Origin of the sequence: Nocardioides lijunqiniae (assembly GCF_015024225.1) — a bacterium.
Taxonomy (GTDB): Bacteria; Actinomycetota; Actinomycetes; order Propionibacteriales; family Nocardioidaceae; genus Nocardioides; species Nocardioides lijunqiniae.
This window is the reverse complement of record NZ_JACJGM010000023.1, coordinates 57,124-72,326: the sequence shown is the minus strand read 5'-3', so window position 1 is coordinate 72,326 and position 15,203 is coordinate 57,124. Positions and strand designations below refer to the sequence as shown.

At 73.0% G+C, this 15,203-nt stretch carries 16 protein-coding genes; 2 read left to right on the top strand and 14 right to left on the bottom strand.

Annotation, left to right across the window (positions count from 1 at the left end):
* Window positions 1-25: 25 nt before the first annotated feature.
* Together IRQ30_RS15185 and IRQ30_RS15180 are read right to left on the bottom strand one after the other, a co-directional pair.
* Window positions 26-1,285 carry a phospholipase D-like domain-containing protein gene (locus IRQ30_RS15185; protein WP_338089732.1) on the bottom strand — a complete coding sequence of 420 codons (1,260 nt, stop codon included), beginning with the start codon at window positions 1,283-1,285 and terminating at the stop codon, window positions 26-28.
* A gap of 30 nt (window positions 1,286-1,315) precedes the next feature.
* Window positions 1,316-2,254, bottom strand: coding sequence for a DNA-3-methyladenine glycosylase family protein (locus IRQ30_RS15180; protein WP_193613874.1), 939 nt, complete (start codon window positions 2,252-2,254; stop codon window positions 1,316-1,318).
* A gap of 79 nt (window positions 2,255-2,333) precedes the next feature.
* Here IRQ30_RS15180 and IRQ30_RS15175 point away from each other — a divergent pair, with 79 nt between their 5' ends.
* Window positions 2,334-3,119, top strand: coding sequence for an enoyl-CoA hydratase/isomerase family protein (locus IRQ30_RS15175; protein WP_193613873.1), 786 nt, complete (start codon window positions 2,334-2,336; stop codon window positions 3,117-3,119).
* Window positions 3,120-3,191: 72 nt separating this feature from the next.
* Entirely contained in the window at window positions 3,192-3,803 is a 612-nt protein-coding gene (locus IRQ30_RS15170; protein ID WP_193613872.1) for a WHG domain-containing protein, read from the top strand.
* Window positions 3,804-4,154: 351 nt separating this feature from the next.
* Here the strand turns inward: IRQ30_RS15170 and IRQ30_RS15165 are convergent, their stop codons facing one another.
* From IRQ30_RS15165 to IRQ30_RS15110, 12 genes are all read right to left on the bottom strand, one after another.
* On the bottom strand, window positions 4,155-5,201 hold the full coding sequence (locus IRQ30_RS15165; RefSeq protein WP_193613871.1) for a MerR family transcriptional regulator: 1,047 nt from the start codon (window positions 5,199-5,201) through the stop codon (window positions 4,155-4,157).
* A 168-nt stretch (window positions 5,202-5,369) separates the two neighbouring features.
* Window positions 5,370-6,701 (bottom strand): alpha/beta hydrolase domain-containing protein, encoded by a 1,332-nt coding sequence (locus tag IRQ30_RS15160; protein ID WP_193613870.1) that lies wholly within the window; start codon window positions 6,699-6,701, stop codon window positions 5,370-5,372.
* On the bottom strand, window positions 6,698-7,123 hold the full coding sequence (locus tag IRQ30_RS15155; RefSeq protein WP_227463522.1) for a carboxymuconolactone decarboxylase family protein: 426 nt from the start codon (window positions 7,121-7,123) through the stop codon (window positions 6,698-6,700). Before IRQ30_RS15155 ends, IRQ30_RS15160 begins: the two co-directional genes overlap by 4 nt.
* The gene (locus IRQ30_RS15150) at window positions 7,120-8,010 is read right to left on the bottom strand and encodes an NAD(P)-dependent oxidoreductase (RefSeq protein ID WP_338089731.1); all 891 of its coding nucleotides are present in this window, start codon (window positions 8,008-8,010) and stop codon (window positions 7,120-7,122) included. The genes IRQ30_RS15155 and IRQ30_RS15150 overlap by 4 nt, the downstream gene beginning before the upstream one ends.
* On the bottom strand, window positions 8,007-8,759 hold the full coding sequence (locus IRQ30_RS15145) for an SDR family oxidoreductase (RefSeq protein WP_193613869.1): 753 nt from the start codon (window positions 8,757-8,759) through the stop codon (window positions 8,007-8,009). The genes IRQ30_RS15150 and IRQ30_RS15145 overlap by 4 nt, the downstream gene beginning before the upstream one ends.
* A gap of 195 nt (window positions 8,760-8,954) precedes the next feature.
* Window positions 8,955-10,415, bottom strand: a complete 1,461-nt coding sequence (locus IRQ30_RS15140; RefSeq protein WP_193613868.1) for an aldehyde dehydrogenase — start codon at window positions 10,413-10,415, stop codon at window positions 8,955-8,957.
* Window positions 10,412-11,041: a nuclear transport factor 2-like protein gene (locus IRQ30_RS15135; protein WP_193613867.1), complete on the bottom strand. Its 630-nt coding sequence runs from the start codon at window positions 11,039-11,041 to the stop codon at window positions 10,412-10,414. Before IRQ30_RS15135 ends, IRQ30_RS15140 begins: the two co-directional genes overlap by 4 nt.
* On the bottom strand, window positions 11,038-11,238 hold the full coding sequence (locus IRQ30_RS15130) for a ferredoxin (RefSeq protein ID WP_193607232.1): 201 nt from the start codon (window positions 11,236-11,238) through the stop codon (window positions 11,038-11,040). The genes IRQ30_RS15135 and IRQ30_RS15130 overlap by 4 nt, the downstream gene beginning before the upstream one ends.
* A gap of 7 nt (window positions 11,239-11,245) precedes the next feature.
* Window positions 11,246-12,637: a cytochrome P450 gene (locus IRQ30_RS15125; protein ID WP_193613866.1), complete on the bottom strand. Its 1,392-nt coding sequence runs from the start codon at window positions 12,635-12,637 to the stop codon at window positions 11,246-11,248.
* The gene (locus IRQ30_RS15120; RefSeq protein WP_193613865.1) at window positions 12,634-13,410 is read right to left on the bottom strand and encodes an SDR family oxidoreductase; all 777 of its coding nucleotides are present in this window, start codon (window positions 13,408-13,410) and stop codon (window positions 12,634-12,636) included. Before IRQ30_RS15120 ends, IRQ30_RS15125 begins: the two co-directional genes overlap by 4 nt.
* Window positions 13,410-14,615: a cytochrome P450 gene (locus IRQ30_RS15115; RefSeq protein WP_193613864.1), complete on the bottom strand. Its 1,206-nt coding sequence runs from the start codon at window positions 14,613-14,615 to the stop codon at window positions 13,410-13,412. The genes IRQ30_RS15120 and IRQ30_RS15115 overlap by 1 nt, the downstream gene beginning before the upstream one ends.
* Window positions 14,612-15,190, bottom strand: coding sequence for a TetR family transcriptional regulator (locus tag IRQ30_RS15110; RefSeq protein WP_193613863.1), 579 nt, complete (start codon window positions 15,188-15,190; stop codon window positions 14,612-14,614). Before IRQ30_RS15110 ends, IRQ30_RS15115 begins: the two co-directional genes overlap by 4 nt.
* Between the last annotated feature and the right edge of the window lie 13 nt (window positions 15,191-15,203).

The following is a 15,203-nucleotide window of genomic DNA, read 5'->3' as shown; positions in this document are numbered from 1 at the left end:
GTCCTCAGCGGGCCGTCGGGAGGTGCTAGAGGAGCGGGCGCAGCGGCGCCAGGAAGTACTCGGTGAACTTGCGGTGCAGGTCACGGGCCTCCCACTCGAGGCTGGTGAGCTCCAGGCAGTTGGTCTCGTCGGTCGCGAAGACGTCCTCGAGCTGCTTGGCCAGCGACTCGTCGATGACCTCGACGTTGATCTCGTAGTTGCCGGTCAGGCTGAGCCGGTCGATGTTGGCCGTGCCGACCGTGACCCAGGTGCCGTCGACCGTGGCGGTCTTGGCGTGCACCATCGCGTCCTTGTAGCGGAACACCCGCACCCCGGCGTCGAGGAGCTGGGTGAAGTATCCGCGCGAGATCCAGTCGGCCACGATGTGGTTGGACTTCAGCGGCAGCAGCAGCCGGACGTCGACCCCGCGCTGGGCGGCGTGGCGCATCGCGTCGACGAAGTCCTGGTCGGGCGTGAAGTAGGCGGTGGTGAGCCAGACGTTGCGGCTGGCGCGGTTGATGGCCTCGATGTACATCGAGCGGATCGGGAACATCCACAGCCGCGGCACGTTGCGCTGCACCCGGATCCGCGGCTCCCAGGTGGAGGCCGTCTCGAGCAGCAGCGGCCGCTCGCTGGCGCGCAGGCGGCGGCGCCGGTTGAGGTTCCAGAAGTCGGCGAAGGCGCGCTTGAGGTCCCAGACCGCGGGGCCGGTGATGCGCATGTGGGTGTCGCGCCACTCGGTCTCGTAGGCCGAGCCGATGTTGTAGCCGCCCACGAACCCGACGGTCTCGTCGACGACGAGGATCTTGCGGTGGTCGCGGCCGTAGCGGGCCAGGTCGAAGAAGCGCCAGCCGGCGGCGTAGACGGGGTAGCGCAGCACCTTGAGGTTGTCGGGGAAGTGCTTGAACACCGGCGAGACGACGAGGTTGGCGAAGCCGTCGTAGATGCAGTAGACCTCCACGCCGCGGTCGGCGGCGGCGGCGAGCGCGGCCTTGAACCGCTCCCCCGTCTCGTCGCCCTTCCAGATGTAGGTCTCGAAGAGGATCTGGCGCTGGGCGCCCTCGATGGCCGCGAGCATGTCGGCGTAGAGGTCCTTGCCGAACGTGTACGTCGTCACGGTCCCGTCGCCGACCTCGACCGTGCTCGGCGGCGTGACCGGGAACGGCTTGGGCTTCTTGCCGCGGCGGCGGTAGGAGTCGACCAGCGACATGATCGCGGCGACGGCGAGCTGGATCGCGAGCAGGCGCAGCAGGGTCTTGCGGACGACCCTCAGCGCGCGGGCTGCGACGCTGCTGCTCGTGAACACGGACCTCAATCTAGTGGGTCGCCGCCGGCGTCACGTACGGGTCACCTTGGCGGGCAGGTGCGTGCGCGGCGACATGCGCGCCCCGTGGCGCGGACGACGCAGCCCCGCGAGGTAGACGAGCGTGACCACGCGTCCGCGCTGCGGGCGCCAGGGCTCGAGGTACTGCTCCAGCTCGGCGTCGTCGAACGGCGTGCCGGTCAGCGCCCAGCCGACGTCCTTGGCGACGTGGTAGTCGCCGAAGGAGACGGCGTCGGGGTCGCCGAAGGCGCGCTGGCGCACCTCGGCGGAGGTCCACACGCCGATGCCGGGCAGCGAGCGCAGCCGGCGCTCGGCCTCCTCGGGGGACAGCGAGGCGGTGCGCTCCACGGCGTCGGCCACGCGGGCGACGGTCACGATCGTGCGGGAGCGGGCCGGGTCGACGTGCAGTCGCAGCCACTCCCAGGACGGCACCTGCCGCAGCTGCTCGGGGGTCGGCTGCACCCACAGCTTGAGCCCGGCGCCGGGGCCGGGGGCGCGCTCGCCGAAGCGGTGCACCAGCATCCGGAACCCCGCGAACGCCTCCTGGCCGGTGACCTTCTGCTCGATGATCGCCGGCACCAACGCCTCCATGACCAGGCCGGTGCGGCCGAGCCGGGAGTGGGGGTGGTGCTTGAGCGCGTCGGCCAGGACCGGGAGCCGCGGCTCGAACGCCGACCAGTCGTCGTCGGCGCCGAGCATGGCCGGGACCGACTCGAGCACCCACTCCGCGCCGGGGCCCCAGGCGCGGGCCAGCACGTCGCCCTCGCGCGGTCGTGACTGGAGGCACAGCGTCGCGGGGCCCAGCGGGGTGCGGATGCCGCGCCAGTGGCGGCCGGCCTCGTCGACGCGGTAGGTCGGGTCGCCGGCGCCGCGGCGGTGCGGGCGCAGCACCGAGCCCACGGAGCACGGCCAGGCCGGGCGCCACTCGCGCGTCAGCCCGTCGTCTCCCATGTCCCCGAGCCTAATCGGCCGGGCCGACAGCGACCGCGACCGACGTAGAACGCGTTCTAGTTCTGGGTACGCTGCCGCCATGACGCTGCAGATCGCCGACTCCCACCGCGTGCGGACCCTGACCCTGGACCGGCCCGAGGCCCTCAACGCCTTCAACGAGGCGCTCTACGACGCGACGACGGACGCGCTGATCGACGCCGCGGCCGACCCCGGCGTCGCGGTGGTGCTGCTCACCGGCAACGGCCGCGGCTTCAGCGCGGGCACCGACCTCCTGGAGATGCACGCGCGGGCGACCGACCCGGACTTCGTGCCGGGGCGCCACGGCTTCCTCGGGCTCCTCGACACCCTCGTCGACTTCCCGAAGCCGCTGGTCTGCGCGGTCAACGGCGTCGGGCTCGGCATCGGGGCGACGATCCTGGGCTACGCCGACCTGGCGTTCATGTCGAGCACGGCCCGGCTCAAGTGCCCGTTCACCAGCCTCGGGGTCGCGCCCGAGGCCGCGTCGTCGTACCTGCTCCCACGGCTCGTCGGACGGCAGGACGCCGCCTGGATGCTGCTGTCCGCGGAGTGGGTCGACGCCGCACAGGCGCTCGAGATGGGCCTGGTGTGGCGGGTCTGCGAGCCCGAGGAGCTGCTCGCGGAGGCGCGGCGGCACGCCGAGGTGCTGGCCGCGCGCCCGATCTCCTCCCTGGTCGCGGTGAAGCGCACCATGACCGAGCCGCTGCGGGCCGGGATCCGCGCCGCCCGCGAGCGCGAGAACGCGGCGTTCGCCGAGCTCATGGGCGGCCCGGCCAACCTCGAGGCGCTGACGGCGTTCGCCGAGGGCCGCGAGCCCGACTTCACCTCCCTGCCGCCCGGCTGGTGACGCCGCCGCCGCGACCCCGCTCGCTATAGTCATTCACTCCTGCACGAAACCGGTTCATCGACAGGAGCACCCGTGCCGTCCTCCCCCGCCGCCGCCCGCGGTCGCCGGCCCCGGCTCGACCACGAGTCGGTGCTCCGGGCCGCCGAGGCGCTCGTGGACCGCGACGGCTACGACGCCCTGACCATGACGCTGCTCGCGGCCGAGCTCGACACCCGCGTCTCCTCGCTCTACAACCACGTCGCGAACCTCGAGGACCTGCGGGCCACCCTCCAGGTGCGCGCGATGACGCTGCTCGGCGGGCACGTCCGCGCCGCCGCCATGGGGCGCGCGGGCGCCGACGGGCTGCAGGTGCTGAGCCACTCGCTGCGCGCCTTCGCCCGCGACCACCCCCACCGCTACGCCGCCATGACCCGCGCGCCCCTGGACCGGGAGGCCTTCTTCGAAGCGGCCGCCGGCACCATCGAGGCGCTGTCGGTGATGGTGCGCTCCACCGGCCTGCCCGAGGACCGGATCCTGCAGACCGGGATGGCGGTCTTCTCCGCGCTCCACGGCTTCGTCTCGCTGGAGGTCAGCGGCTACTTCGGCGGGGTCGACGAGCTCGACACCGTCTTCGCCCAGGTCATCCGCGGCGCCGTGACCGCGGCGGTCCTGGAGGCCACGGAGCCCGTCGCCGCCACCGCCTGAGCCGCCCGAGCGTCCAGCCGGGCGCGGGTCGCGTCCGGCATGCTCCGCCGGCTCAGGGGCGCGGACCCGGACCGGTCCCTCCTCAGGCGGGGACCCGAGCGCGAGGAGCACCATGTCCGAGCAGAGCAGAGCAGAGCAGCGAGCGCGGCGCGGCCGAGGAGAACACCGGCGTCGCGGACACCCCCGAGGAGCACGAAGGCCCTCGTCCCCGTCGTCCACGCCGGGCGGCGTGGCCGTCGTGGACGTCGGCAGTTTCACCAAGGGATGTCGCTCGAGCGTCACTTCCCTCGGGGTGCAGTCCCCGGGAAGTGACGCCTTCCCTGCATACCTTGGTGAAACGTCACCCCGCCGCTACGGCGTCACGTCGACCACGACGACGGTGTAGTTGTCGCTCGCCCCGGCCGAGACGACCGCGGCCTCGACTCCCTCGGCGACCGCATCGGCGTCCGCCGCGGCGCGCAGCAGCCCGTCGAGCACGTCCCGCTCCAGCACGGAGTGGACGCCGTCGGTGGTGAGCACGAACCGGTCGCCCGGCCGTACGTCGGTCGCGAGCAGGTCGGCCTCGACCGCGGCACCCGGCGCGAGCGCCCGGTTGAGCAGCGCGCGGTGCTCGTGGGCGCGCGCCTCGTCGTCGCTCAGACGCCCCTCCTCCACGAGCGCCTGCACGAGCGTGTGGTCGCGGGTCAGGGTCGCGACCTCGCCGTCGCGGACACGGTGGACCCGGGCGTCGCCCACGTGCGCGACGTGCGCGCGGTCGCCGACCAGCCACAGCGCGGTCAGCGTCGTGCCGTCGCCGTCCTCGCCGAGCTCGCCGACGCGGGCGGAGGCCCGGGCGACGGCGGCCTGCAGTGCGGCCTCCGGCGTCGCGTCGAACGGCGCACGCTCCAGCTCGGCGGCGGCCGCGACCGCCGCCGCGGCGACGCTCGGCGACGAGCCGAACCCGTCGGCGACGGCGAAGAGCAGCGTGCCGGCGTGGACCGCGTCGAGCTGGGCGTCTCGCGCGCCCTGACCGTGCCTGACGGCGGGGCGGGCATTCAGGCGCTGGGTGGGGGTGGTGGACATGGGGTGCTCCTTCGTCGCGAGCTCGTCGACGAGGGTGGCGACGACCGCACGCCGGGAGGCGTGGTCGGCGTCGACCTGGGACCAGTACGCCGAGACCATCGACGCACGGGCGTCCGGGCTCGCCGCGCACACCTCGCGGATCCGGGCCAGCGGCATGCCGACGAGCCGGAGCCGGGCGACCAGGCGGGCCTGGTCGAGCTGCTCGGGCGCGTAGCGGCGGTAGCCGGTCCACGGGTCCACCTCGGCCGGCCGGAGCAGGCCGAGGTCGTCGTAGAGCCGCAGCGCCTTGGCGCTCAGGCCGGACGCGCGACCGAAGTCGCCGATGGTCAGGTGCACAGCGTCATCCTCGTCCCCGGCGAGGCTCACCGGTCACGCCAGGCTGTGCCCTGCCCCTGGGGCAAGGTCCAGCCCCGCGACCGAATCGGCTACGGCGCGACGGTGGACGTGCCGGTCATGGCGAGGACGACCACGAGTCCACGTCGGGGTGCTCGATCGACCGGCACGCTACGCGAGCGCCTCGTCGACGCGCTCCGGGCGCGCGTCGGCGAGCAGCGCGTCGCGGTCGTCGGCCAGGACGAAGCCGTCGGCGATCGCGCGGTCCGCCGACTCGGCGTACGACGCGAGGTAGTGGTCGCGGTCGCGCCAGCGCTCGGCGACCTGTTCGCGCGGGAGCGCGCTGGTGCTGCCGAAGAGCTGGCAGATCACCGAGGCCCCGGGCTCCGTGCTGCCCGACAGCCGCTCGACCGGCGCGTCCACCACGGGGGTGCGCAGGCCGCCGCGCACGTTGCCGACATCGTCGAGGACGAAGGAGTCGCCCTCGACGGCGAGCGGCTCGGCCGCCGGGGGCGCCTCGCCCCCGCGCGCCCAGCGCTCGAGGTGGTGCAGGGCGGCGCGGACGACGAACACCTGCTGGCCGCGGTTGACGGGGGTCGGACAGCCGAGGAAGTCCTCGAAGTCGCCGATGACGTGCTTGTCCGCATGGGCGGCCCCGGCGATCTCCCAGGTGCGCAGGCGCTCGTGGTCGGGCTGGCGGGCCGGCAGGAAGCCGAGCCGGCCGAAGAGATCGGTCTCGGTCTGCACCACCAGCACCGGGACGTCCAGGTCGGTGCGCAGCCGGGTCGGAGCGCCGGTGACGACGTCGGCCATCGGCAGCCCCACCCCGGGGCGGCCCAGCGGCAGCGCCGCTCCCCCGCGACTGTGGACCAGCAGGCCGTCGAAGAGGCCGGCCAGCGGCTGCACGCCGTCGACGTACGACGTCAGCGCGAACGCCGACTGGGACTCCCCCGTGGCCAGCACGCACGTGGCGCCGACCTCGTCGGCGACGGCGCGGGCGACCTGGGTGAAGACGTCGTAGGCGAACGCGTCGCCGGGGTGGGTCAGCGCGGCGTAGCGCTCGGGGTCGCGACCGCGCAGCCCCGGGCTCCCGAGGTCGCCGACGGCCACGGAGCTCAGGCCGCCCTCGACGCCGACGTACTGCGCCGACACGGCGGCGTAGGCGTGCCCGCGGCGGACCACCTCGTCGGCGTAGAACGTCCAGCCCGGCGCGGCGTCGCTGCCGCTGCTGACGTTGAGCCACTCCACGACCAGGGTGCCGCTCGCCGCCTCCCGTGCGGGACGGCGCACCACCACCCGAGTGACGTAGGGCGCCCGGTCGCCCTCGCGCAGCGACCAGTGCCCGTCGACCGGCAGGTCGTCGGCGACGTAGGAGACGGCCGTGCCGGACGCGGTGTGCTCGATCTCGGTGTAGCCGGCCGTCACCAGGTCCGGACCCGGTGTGGCGGAGGCGATGCCGGCGTCGCCGGCCGGCAGCTCGGCCAGGGTGGCCCGGTCGCTCACGAGCCGTCCTCGGCCTGCCGGGCCGCCCTGTCCGCCGCTCGCCTGGCTTTGGCGATGGTCTCCTCGACGATCGCGTTGAGCCGGGCGCCGTTGGGCCAGCCGGCGTAGTGGCACAGGAAGATCACGATCTCGCGCAGCGCGGTCTCGTCGAGCTCGCCGTTCGCGTAGGCGGCCGGGATCTGGATCCCGAGGACGTCGGCTCCGCCGCTGCCCGCGAGCAGGCCGATGAGCAGCAGCCGGCGGTCGCGGTCGGAGAGCCCCGGGCGGCTCCAGATGTCGGCGAAGAGGTGGTCGGCGGTGTAGGCGAAGAAGTCGCCCTGGCCGTCGGTCATGTCGAAGCCGTAGACGGCCTCCATCCGCTCCAGGCCGCGGCGGCGGGTCTCCGGGAGGTCGTCGAACTTCCCGCTCATCGGGGTGGTCATGGCTGCTCCTTGGGTGGGAGGCCCAGGCCGGGGCCGAGCCGGTCGAGGGCCAGACGGGCCAGGGGCACGTCGACCCCGAGCTGGTCGGCGAGCTCCGTGGCGAACCCTAGGTCCTTCTCCCCGAGCGCACGGACGTGCGAGAACACCCCGAACCAGAAGTCGTCCTCGGCCAGCGGCGCCGTCGTCGCGCGGTGCATGATCGCGCCGGGACCGCCGGTGATCGCGTCGGTGTGGCGCACGACGTCGCCGAGCGCCCGCAGGTCCAGGCCGGCCGCCTCGGCGAGGCGCTGCGCCTCGGTCGCGGCGGTGAACGCCACGAAGTGCATCAGGTTGCGGGCCAGCTTGAGGCGGGTGCCCGCTCCGACGGGGCCGGCGTGGACCACCTTGGTGCCCATGGCGTCCAGCGCCGGTCGGCAGGTCGCGAACGCCTCGTCGCTGCCGCCCACCAGGATCGCGAGGGTGCCGTCGGCGGCGCCCATCGCCCCGCCGCTGACCGGCGCGTCGACGACCCTCACCCCGTGGCGGGCGGCGGTGTCGGCCAGCTCGGCCGGTGTCGTGGGTGCCACCGTGGAGTGGATGACGACCGTCAGCCGCTCGTCGGCGACGCCGAGCGCGGCCCCGAGGACCTCGCGCACCTGGTCGTCGTCGCGGACCATCACGCACAGGACGTCGACCCGCGCCGCGAGCTCGGCGACGCTGGCCGCGGCCATGGCTCCCCCGGCGACCAGCTCGGCCACGGGCTCCGGTGCGACGTCGTACACATGGACGTCCAGCCCCCGCTCCTCGGCCTGCGACGCCAGCCGCAGCGCCATCGGACGGCCGATGTTGCCGAGGCCGACGAAGCCGACCGCGAGCATGCTCCCGGGTGTGCTGCCGGGCGTGCTCACGGGCGGAACGTCTGTCCGCCGTCGACCGCGATGATCTGGCCGGTCACCCAGGCCGACTCGTCGGAGAGCAGGAACAGGCAGGCGCCGACCATGTCCTCGGGCTGGCCCATGCGCTTGAGGGCGAGGCCCTTCACCAGGTCCTTGGCGGCGTCGCCGGCCTGGGTGCGCGTGGCCTCCGTGTCGGTGGGGCCCGGGGCGATGGCGTTGACACGGATGCCCATGCCGCCGACCTCGTGGGCCAGCTGCTGGGTCAGCCCGTTGACGCCGGTCTTGGCCAGGCCGTAGAAGCCGGAGTAGAGGTAGGCAGCGGTCGAGCTCTGGTTGACGATGGAGCCGCCTCCGCGGGCCTGCATGTGCTTCCAGACCGCGCGGGTGACGACGAGGACGCCGTCCATGTTCACCGACATGAACTTCTTGTAGTAGTCCCAGTCGACGGTGATCAGCAGGTCGAACTCCATCGTCCCGTAGATCGCCGCGTTGTTGACCAGACCGTCGATCCCGCCGAGCTCGGCGACCGTGCGCTCGGCCATCGCCGCGGCCGACTCGGCCGAGGAGACGTCGGTGTGCACGAAGATCGCGCGTCCGCCCGACTCGTTGATGGCGGCCGCGACCCTCTTGCCCGCCTCGTCGTTGACGTCGGCCACGACGACCGCCGCGCCCTCGGCCGCGAGCGCCCTCGCGTAGGCCTCGCCGATGCCCTGCGCCGCGCCCGTCACGATGACGACCTTGTCCTTGAAACGCTTGCTCATGCTCGTTGCCTCTCCGTCGATGGTCGAGGAGGTTGCGCCGGCAACCGTCTCGAGACCTGCTGCATGTCAGGGGTCGCTGTCTGCGTTCGTCTCACCGGGTTTCGAGACGCGTCACGCGGGCCGTCGCTGCGCTCCGGCCTGCGTCGACGCTCCTCAACCTTCGCCCTTCTTCGTGAGGACGAGCTCCGCTCGCCCTCACGCGGGCTCCGCCAGCGTCTTGGTCTCGAGGTACTCCTCGAACCCGGCGACGCCCATCTCGCGGCCGATGCCCGACTGCTTGTAGCCGCCGAACGGCGCGTCGGGGCTGAACCACACCCCGCCGTTGACCGACAGCGTGCCGGTGCGGATGCGGGCGGCGACGGCCTTCGCGCGCACCAGGGAGCCGGAGTCGACCGAGCCGGACAGTCCGTAGGGCGAGTCGTTGGCGATGCGCACGGCGTCGTCGTCGCCGTCGTGCGGCAGCACGACGAGCACGGGCCCGAAGATCTCCTCCTGGGCCGGGGTGGAGTCGTTGCCCAGGCCCGCGATGACGGTGGGCTGGACCCAGAAGCCCTCCTGGTCGATGACGTGCCCGCCGGTGGCGAACGTGCCGCCCTGCTCGACCGCGAGCCGGAGGTAGCCCTCGACGCGGTCGCGCTGCGCCTGCGAGATCACGGGGCCGCAGATCGCGCCGGGGTCGGCGGGGTCCTTGGCGCCGATCGACTCCATCGTCGCGGCGGCGACCTGCACCGCCTCGTCGTACCGCTCGCGCGGCACGACCAGCCGCGTCGTGATCGCGCAGCCCTGACCCGCGTGGATGCAGGCGGTGAACGCCGCGGCGCCGGCGACGGCCGCCACGTCGGCGTCGTCGAGCGCGATGGCCGCGGACTTGCCGCCCAGCTCGAGGAAGACCTTCTTCAGCGTGGGCGCGGCCGCGGCCATGATGGCGCGGCCGGTCGCGGTGGAGCCCGTGAACGACACCATGTCGACGCGCGGGTCGGTCGAGAGCACCGCCGCGACGTCGTTGGAGCGCGGCGTGACGACGTTGAGGACGCCGGGCGGCAGGTCGGTGTGCTCGGCGACCAGGCGGCCCAGCTCGCACGCCACCCACGGGGTGTCGGGGGCGGGCTTGAGCACGACCGTGCAGCCGGCGGCCAGCGCGGGCCCGACCTTGGCCAGGTTGATCTGGGTCGGGACGTTCCAGGGGGTGATGGCCGCGACGACGCCCACCGGCTCACGCCGCACGGTGCGCCGCGACGCGATGCCCATCGGCTTGGCGACGCCCAGGTCGGTCTCGAACTCGTAGGACTCCAGCAGGTCGGTCACCCACGCCAAGCCCTCGACCGGCACGTCGAAGCCGGCCGCGCCCATCATGAAGCCGGGCATGCCGACCTCGGCGGTGGTCAGCGCCCGGAAGTCGTCGGCGTGGTCGAGCAGCGCCTGGTGCAGCTGGCGCAGGCAGCGCACCCGCAGCGCGACGTCGGTGGCCCAGCCGGACTCGTCGAAGGCGCGACGGGCGGCGGCGATCGCGGCGTCGACGTCCTCGGCCGTGGCGTCGGGCGCCCGCCCGATCTCCGCACCGGTGGCCGGGTTGAGGATCGGGTACGTCGCGCCGTCCGAGGCCGCGACGAGCTCGCCGTCGACGAGCAGGCGGGCCGGCGGTGTCGCGATCGTCATGTCCCGGCCGTCCCGGCCGCGGGCGGCGCCTGCTGGGTGACGTGCTCCCCCGCCTCGACGGGCGGCGGCCACACCGTCGACGGCAGGTCCTCCGGGCGGTAGTGACCGGGCACGCCGAGACCGAAGACCTTCAGGCGCTCGCGCAGGCTGTCCGGGGCCTTGCCCGACTTCATGACCTCGCCCATCGTGTGGGCCATGGCACCGAAGTCGAACCAGTCGCGCTGCCAGGAGAACTTGAGGTCACCGTCGGCCTGCCGCGCGACCCCGAACCAGCTGCCGCCGAGGCCCGGGATCTCGAACTCCCGGCCCGTGGTGTCGTCGACGATGCCGGCACGCTGCTTCCAGAAGCCGACGACCATCGCCTTCTGATCGTCGATGACCGTCGCCTGGTAGTCGTAGTGCCAGCCGTCGAAGCCGTCCATCTCGATGCCGATCGCCCAGTCCCGGATCTGGTCGCGCCCGACCGCCATGAAGTGCTCCTCCGGCGTCAGCATCCAGCCGTAGGTGGCGTCCTCGGCGTACCACTCGGCCATCGGCCGCCAGTCGGCGTTGCGCTCGGCCTCCCGGTTGACCTCCAACCAGGTCTCCCAGAACTCCTCGATCTCGGCGCGGGTCAACGTGCTCATGCTTCCTCCTCGATGGCCAGCGCCATGGCTGGGCAGTACTGGACGGCGGCGCGCACCTGCGGCCGCAGTGACTCCTCGGGGTGCTCCTGCAGGACGACGACCACGTCGGCGGCGTCGTCGAAGCCGAGGACGCTCGGCGCCTCCCCCTGGCACATCTGGTGTCCCTGGCACAGGTCCAGGTCGGCGACCACCCTCACCGGACCGTCACCGGGCCCGCCGGCGGTAGCGCACGCGGCACGGCTGCTGGAGCTGGATCACCATCTTGGAGACGTCGTCGGCGTAGGTCTCCGAGGGCTGCGCCAGCTCGAACTCGTAGTCGCGCAGGATCACCGAGAAGATCGCCTTGAGCTGCATCATCGCGAACGCCGAGCCGACGCAGCGGTGCTTGCCGGCGCCGAACGGGATCCAGGTCCAGCGGTTGACCAGGTCCTCCTGGCGCGGGTCGAGGTAGCGCCCCGGGTCGAAGGAGTCGGGCTCCGGGAAGTCCTCGGGGATCCGGTTGGACACCTTCGGCGAGGCGGCGACCATGGTGCCCGGCGCGATCGTGTGGCCGGCCAGCTCGATCTCCTCCTGCACGACGCGCAGCAGGATGATCAGCGGCGGGTGCAGCCGCAGGGTCTCCTTCAGCGCCGCCTCCAGGCGCGGGATCGAGCGCAGCGCCTGGAAGGAGATCTCCACGGCACCGGATCCGTCGGGGTCGGCGTAGAGGTCGTCAAGCTCGGCGACGACGTCCTCCAGCGTCTCGGGGTGGCGCATCAGCTCGATCAGCGCCCAGGCGGCGGTGCCCGAGGAGGTGTGGTGGCCCGCGAACATCATCGAGATGAAGATCCCGGTGATGTAGTCGGCCGTCATCTCCACCGAGATCAGGACGTCGAGCAGGTCGCGCTCCTCGCGCGGCACGCTCCCCCCATGTGCTTTGGCGCGGGCAAGGCGCTTGTCGATGACCGCCTGCACGAGCGCGACGAGCTCGACCCGGGCGGCGTCGCGGGTGCGGAAGGACTCGATGTCGAGGTAGGGGTCGACGTACGCGAGGGCGTCGGTGCCCTTCTCGAGGTCGTGGTAGAGCCGGGCGAAGGTGCCGTCGAGCTCCTCGCGGAACGGCTTGCCGATCAGGCAGGCGCTGGTGGTGTAGATGGTGAGCTCGGCGAACCAGTCGAGCAGGTCGATCTCGCCCTCGTCGCCCCACTCGGCGACCATCCGGTTGATCTCGGCCTCGATGGTCGCGGCGTGGCCGCGCATCATGTCGCCGCGCAGCGCCTGGTTCTTCAGCATCTGCTGGCGCTCCTCGGGCGAGGCGTCGAAGACGACGCCCTTGCCGAAGATCGGGGTCATGAACGGGTAGGCCGCCGCCTGGTCGAGCGTGGAGTCGGGGGCGCGGAAGAACTGCTCGTTGGCCTCGGCGCCGCTGACGAGCACGACGTCGCGGTCGGCGAGGCGGAAGCGGCCGATGTCGCCGCACTCGTCGCGCACCCGCTGGAACAGCCCGATCGGGTCGACGCGCATCTCGGCGAGGTGGCCCCAGTCCTCGCCGTCGCCGTCCTCGACGACGTAGGAGACCTCGGGGACGTCCTGCTGGCTCTTGACGGTCTCGCTCATCGGTCCTCCAGGGGGGCCTCGGGCGAGACCTCGATCAGGTTGAGGTGGACGCCGCGCGGGGCCGCGACCACGGTGGCGATGGCCTCGGCGACCGCGGTGGGCTTCATGAAGTGGCCGTGGCGGGCGAGCCCGAAGCGCACCCACTGGTTCAGCACGAACGCCGCCTCGTCGTCGTCCCAGTCGGTGCCCATGCCACTCCAGGTCGGGCCGGGTCGGACGATGCTGGCGCGCACGCCGGTGCCCTCGAGCTCCATCTGCATCGCCTGCGCCATGCCCTCGAGGCCCCACTTCCCGGCGGCGTAGGCGGACATGAAGGGGCGCGGCCGCACCGCGACGTCGGAGGAGACGAAGACGAGGTCGCCCCGGCGGCGGCCGACCATGCCGGGAACGAACGCGCGGACCAGCCGATGGGCGCCGAGGACGGTGAGGTCGAGCTCGCGGGCGAAGCGCTCGGTGTCGACCTCGTGGGTGGTGCCGGGGGCGACGGCCCCGGCGTTGCTGACGACGACCTCGATGTCACCCAGGTCGGCGGTGACGGCGGCCGCGAAGTCGGCCACGGAGTCGGCGTCGGTGAGGTCGAGCGGGTGCACGCTCGCCTCTCCCCCGCTCTCCCGCACCTGAGCGGCCACCTCCTCGCACTTCTCGGTCCGACGGGCGCCCAGCGCGACCGGGTGCCCGGCGGCCGCCAGCACGAGCGCCGTGGCCGCGCCGATGCCGGACGAGGCGCCGGTCACGACGGCGGGGCGCCGTGTCGGCTGGTCGTACTTACCCATCAGCGGGCCTCCGTCCGGACCGGCACCGAGGCGAAGCCGCGCACGCTGACGGAGTGGACGCGCACGCACTCGTCGTGGGCGACCTCGATCTGCCGCACGCGCTGCACGAGGGAGTGGAGCGCGACCTGGGCCTCGAGCCGGGCGAGGTTGGCGCCGAGGCAGAAGTGGCGCCCGCCGCCGAAGCTGACCAGCTGGGACAGCTCGTCCTTCGAACGGTCGAGGTCGTAGTCGTCGGGACGGTCGAAGACGCGGTCGTCGCGGTTGGCCGAGCCGATGGCCAGCAGCATCTTGGCGCCCTTCGGCGCGACCTTGCCGTGCAGCTCGACGTCCTGGAGCAGGTGCCGGGCGAGCAGCTGGCTGGAGGTGTCGTAGCGAAGCGTCTCCTCGATCCAGGGCACGACCAGGTCGGCCCCCTCCGGGTCCGCGAAGACCCGGTCGAGCTGGTCGGGGTGGCGCGTGAGGTGGAACAGCGCGTGGCCGAGCAGCTTGGTGGTGGTCTCGTTGCCGGCGACCACCATGAGGAAGAGGAACGCGATGATCTCGTCGTCGGTGAGCCGGTCGCCGTCGAGCTCCACGGCGAGCAGTGCGCTGGTGAGGTCCTCGGTCGGCTGCCTCTTGCGCTGCGCGACCATGTCGGCGTAGTAGACGACGAGGTCGAGGCTGGCCACCATGCCGGCCTGGGGCACGTCGTGGACGCCGTCCTCGCGGTGGACGACGAGGTCGGCCAGGCGGCGTACCTCGTCGCGGTCGGCCTCGGGCACGCCCATCATCTCGGAGATGACGTCCATGGGGAGCTTGCCGGCGAAGTCGGCGATCCAGTCGAACGAGCCCTGCTCGAGGCAGCGGTCGAGGTAGTGGTCGGTGAGCTCCTGGATGCGCGGCCGCAGGGCGGTGACGCGGCGCGGCGTGAAGCCCTTGGAGACCAGCGAGCGGAGCCGCTGCTGGCGGGGCGGGTCCATGCCGAGGAACGACATCACCTTGTGGGCGTGCGGTCCCCAGGCGCTCGGCTCGAGCGAGACGCCCATGGCGTTGGAGTAGACGCCCTCGGTGCGGAAGGCCTGCTGGACGTCGGCGTGGCGGGTGAGCACCCAGAAGTCGTGGCGCTCGTCGTGGTGGAGCGGGTCCTCCTCGCGGCAGCGCGCGTAGACCGGGTAGGGGTCCTCCTGGAACGCGTAGTCGAAGGGGTCGAAGACCAGGGCGCTCATGGGTTGCCTCGCAGGATCGTGGCGACGACGACGTCGAGCCGGGCGCCCATCTCGGTGTACGTCATCAGCCCCATGCCGGCCTGGAGCAGGGCCCCGGAGAAGGCGAGGGCGAGGGTCTCGACGACGGCCTGGTCGGGACGCTCCCCGAGCGCCTCGGCGAACCGGTCGACGTACTCGGCGCCGATGCGCAGCCGCAGCCGCGCGACCTCGGGGTCGCTGCCGAGCAGGGCGGAGGTGACGCCCGCGGCGAGCTCGGGCGAGGCGGCGAGCGAGGCCGCGAGGTGGCGGGTGACCGCCTGGACCCGCGCCACGGTGTCTGCCCCGGCCGGCGTCGGAGCGACGTCGCCCTGGAGGTGGCGCAGGAAGAGCTCGGCGAACAGGTGGTTCTTCGAGGCGAGGTAGGTGTAGGCCGTCGCGGCCGAGACACCGGCGCGCAGCGCGACGGTGCGCACGGTGAGCGCCTCGGGCCCGACCTCGCGCAGCTCCAGGTCGGCGGCGGCGAGGAGCCGCTCGACGGTCTCCGCCTGGCGGGCGTTGAGCCCGCGCCGCGGGACGCTGGACACCTGACTGGACACGTGTCCAATCTAG

Coding starts and splice junctions, on each gene's coding strand:
- IRQ30_RS15115 (WP_193613864.1), bottom strand. CDS start 14,615: ATGAGCGCCCTGGTCTTCGACCCCTTCGACTACGCGTTCCAGGAGGAC.
- IRQ30_RS15155 (WP_227463522.1), bottom strand. CDS start 7,123: ATGACCACCCCGATGAGCGGGAAGTTCGACGACCTCCCGGAGACCCGC.
- IRQ30_RS15120 (WP_193613865.1), bottom strand. CDS start 13,410: ATGGGTAAGTACGACCAGCCGACACGGCGCCCCGCCGTCGTGACCGGC.
- IRQ30_RS15140 (WP_193613868.1), bottom strand. CDS start 10,415: ATGACGATCGCGACACCGCCGGCCCGCCTGCTCGTCGACGGCGAGCTC.
- IRQ30_RS15175 (WP_193613873.1), top strand. CDS start 2,334: ATGACGCTGCAGATCGCCGACTCCCACCGCGTGCGGACCCTGACCCTG.
- IRQ30_RS15180 (WP_193613874.1), bottom strand. CDS start 2,254: ATGGGAGACGACGGGCTGACGCGCGAGTGGCGCCCGGCCTGGCCGTGC.
- IRQ30_RS15125 (WP_193613866.1), bottom strand. CDS start 12,637: ATGAGCGAGACCGTCAAGAGCCAGCAGGACGTCCCCGAGGTCTCCTAC.
- IRQ30_RS15145 (WP_193613869.1), bottom strand. CDS start 8,759: ATGAGCAAGCGTTTCAAGGACAAGGTCGTCATCGTGACGGGCGCGGCG.
- IRQ30_RS15135 (WP_193613867.1), bottom strand. CDS start 11,041: ATGAGCACGTTGACCCGCGCCGAGATCGAGGAGTTCTGGGAGACCTGG.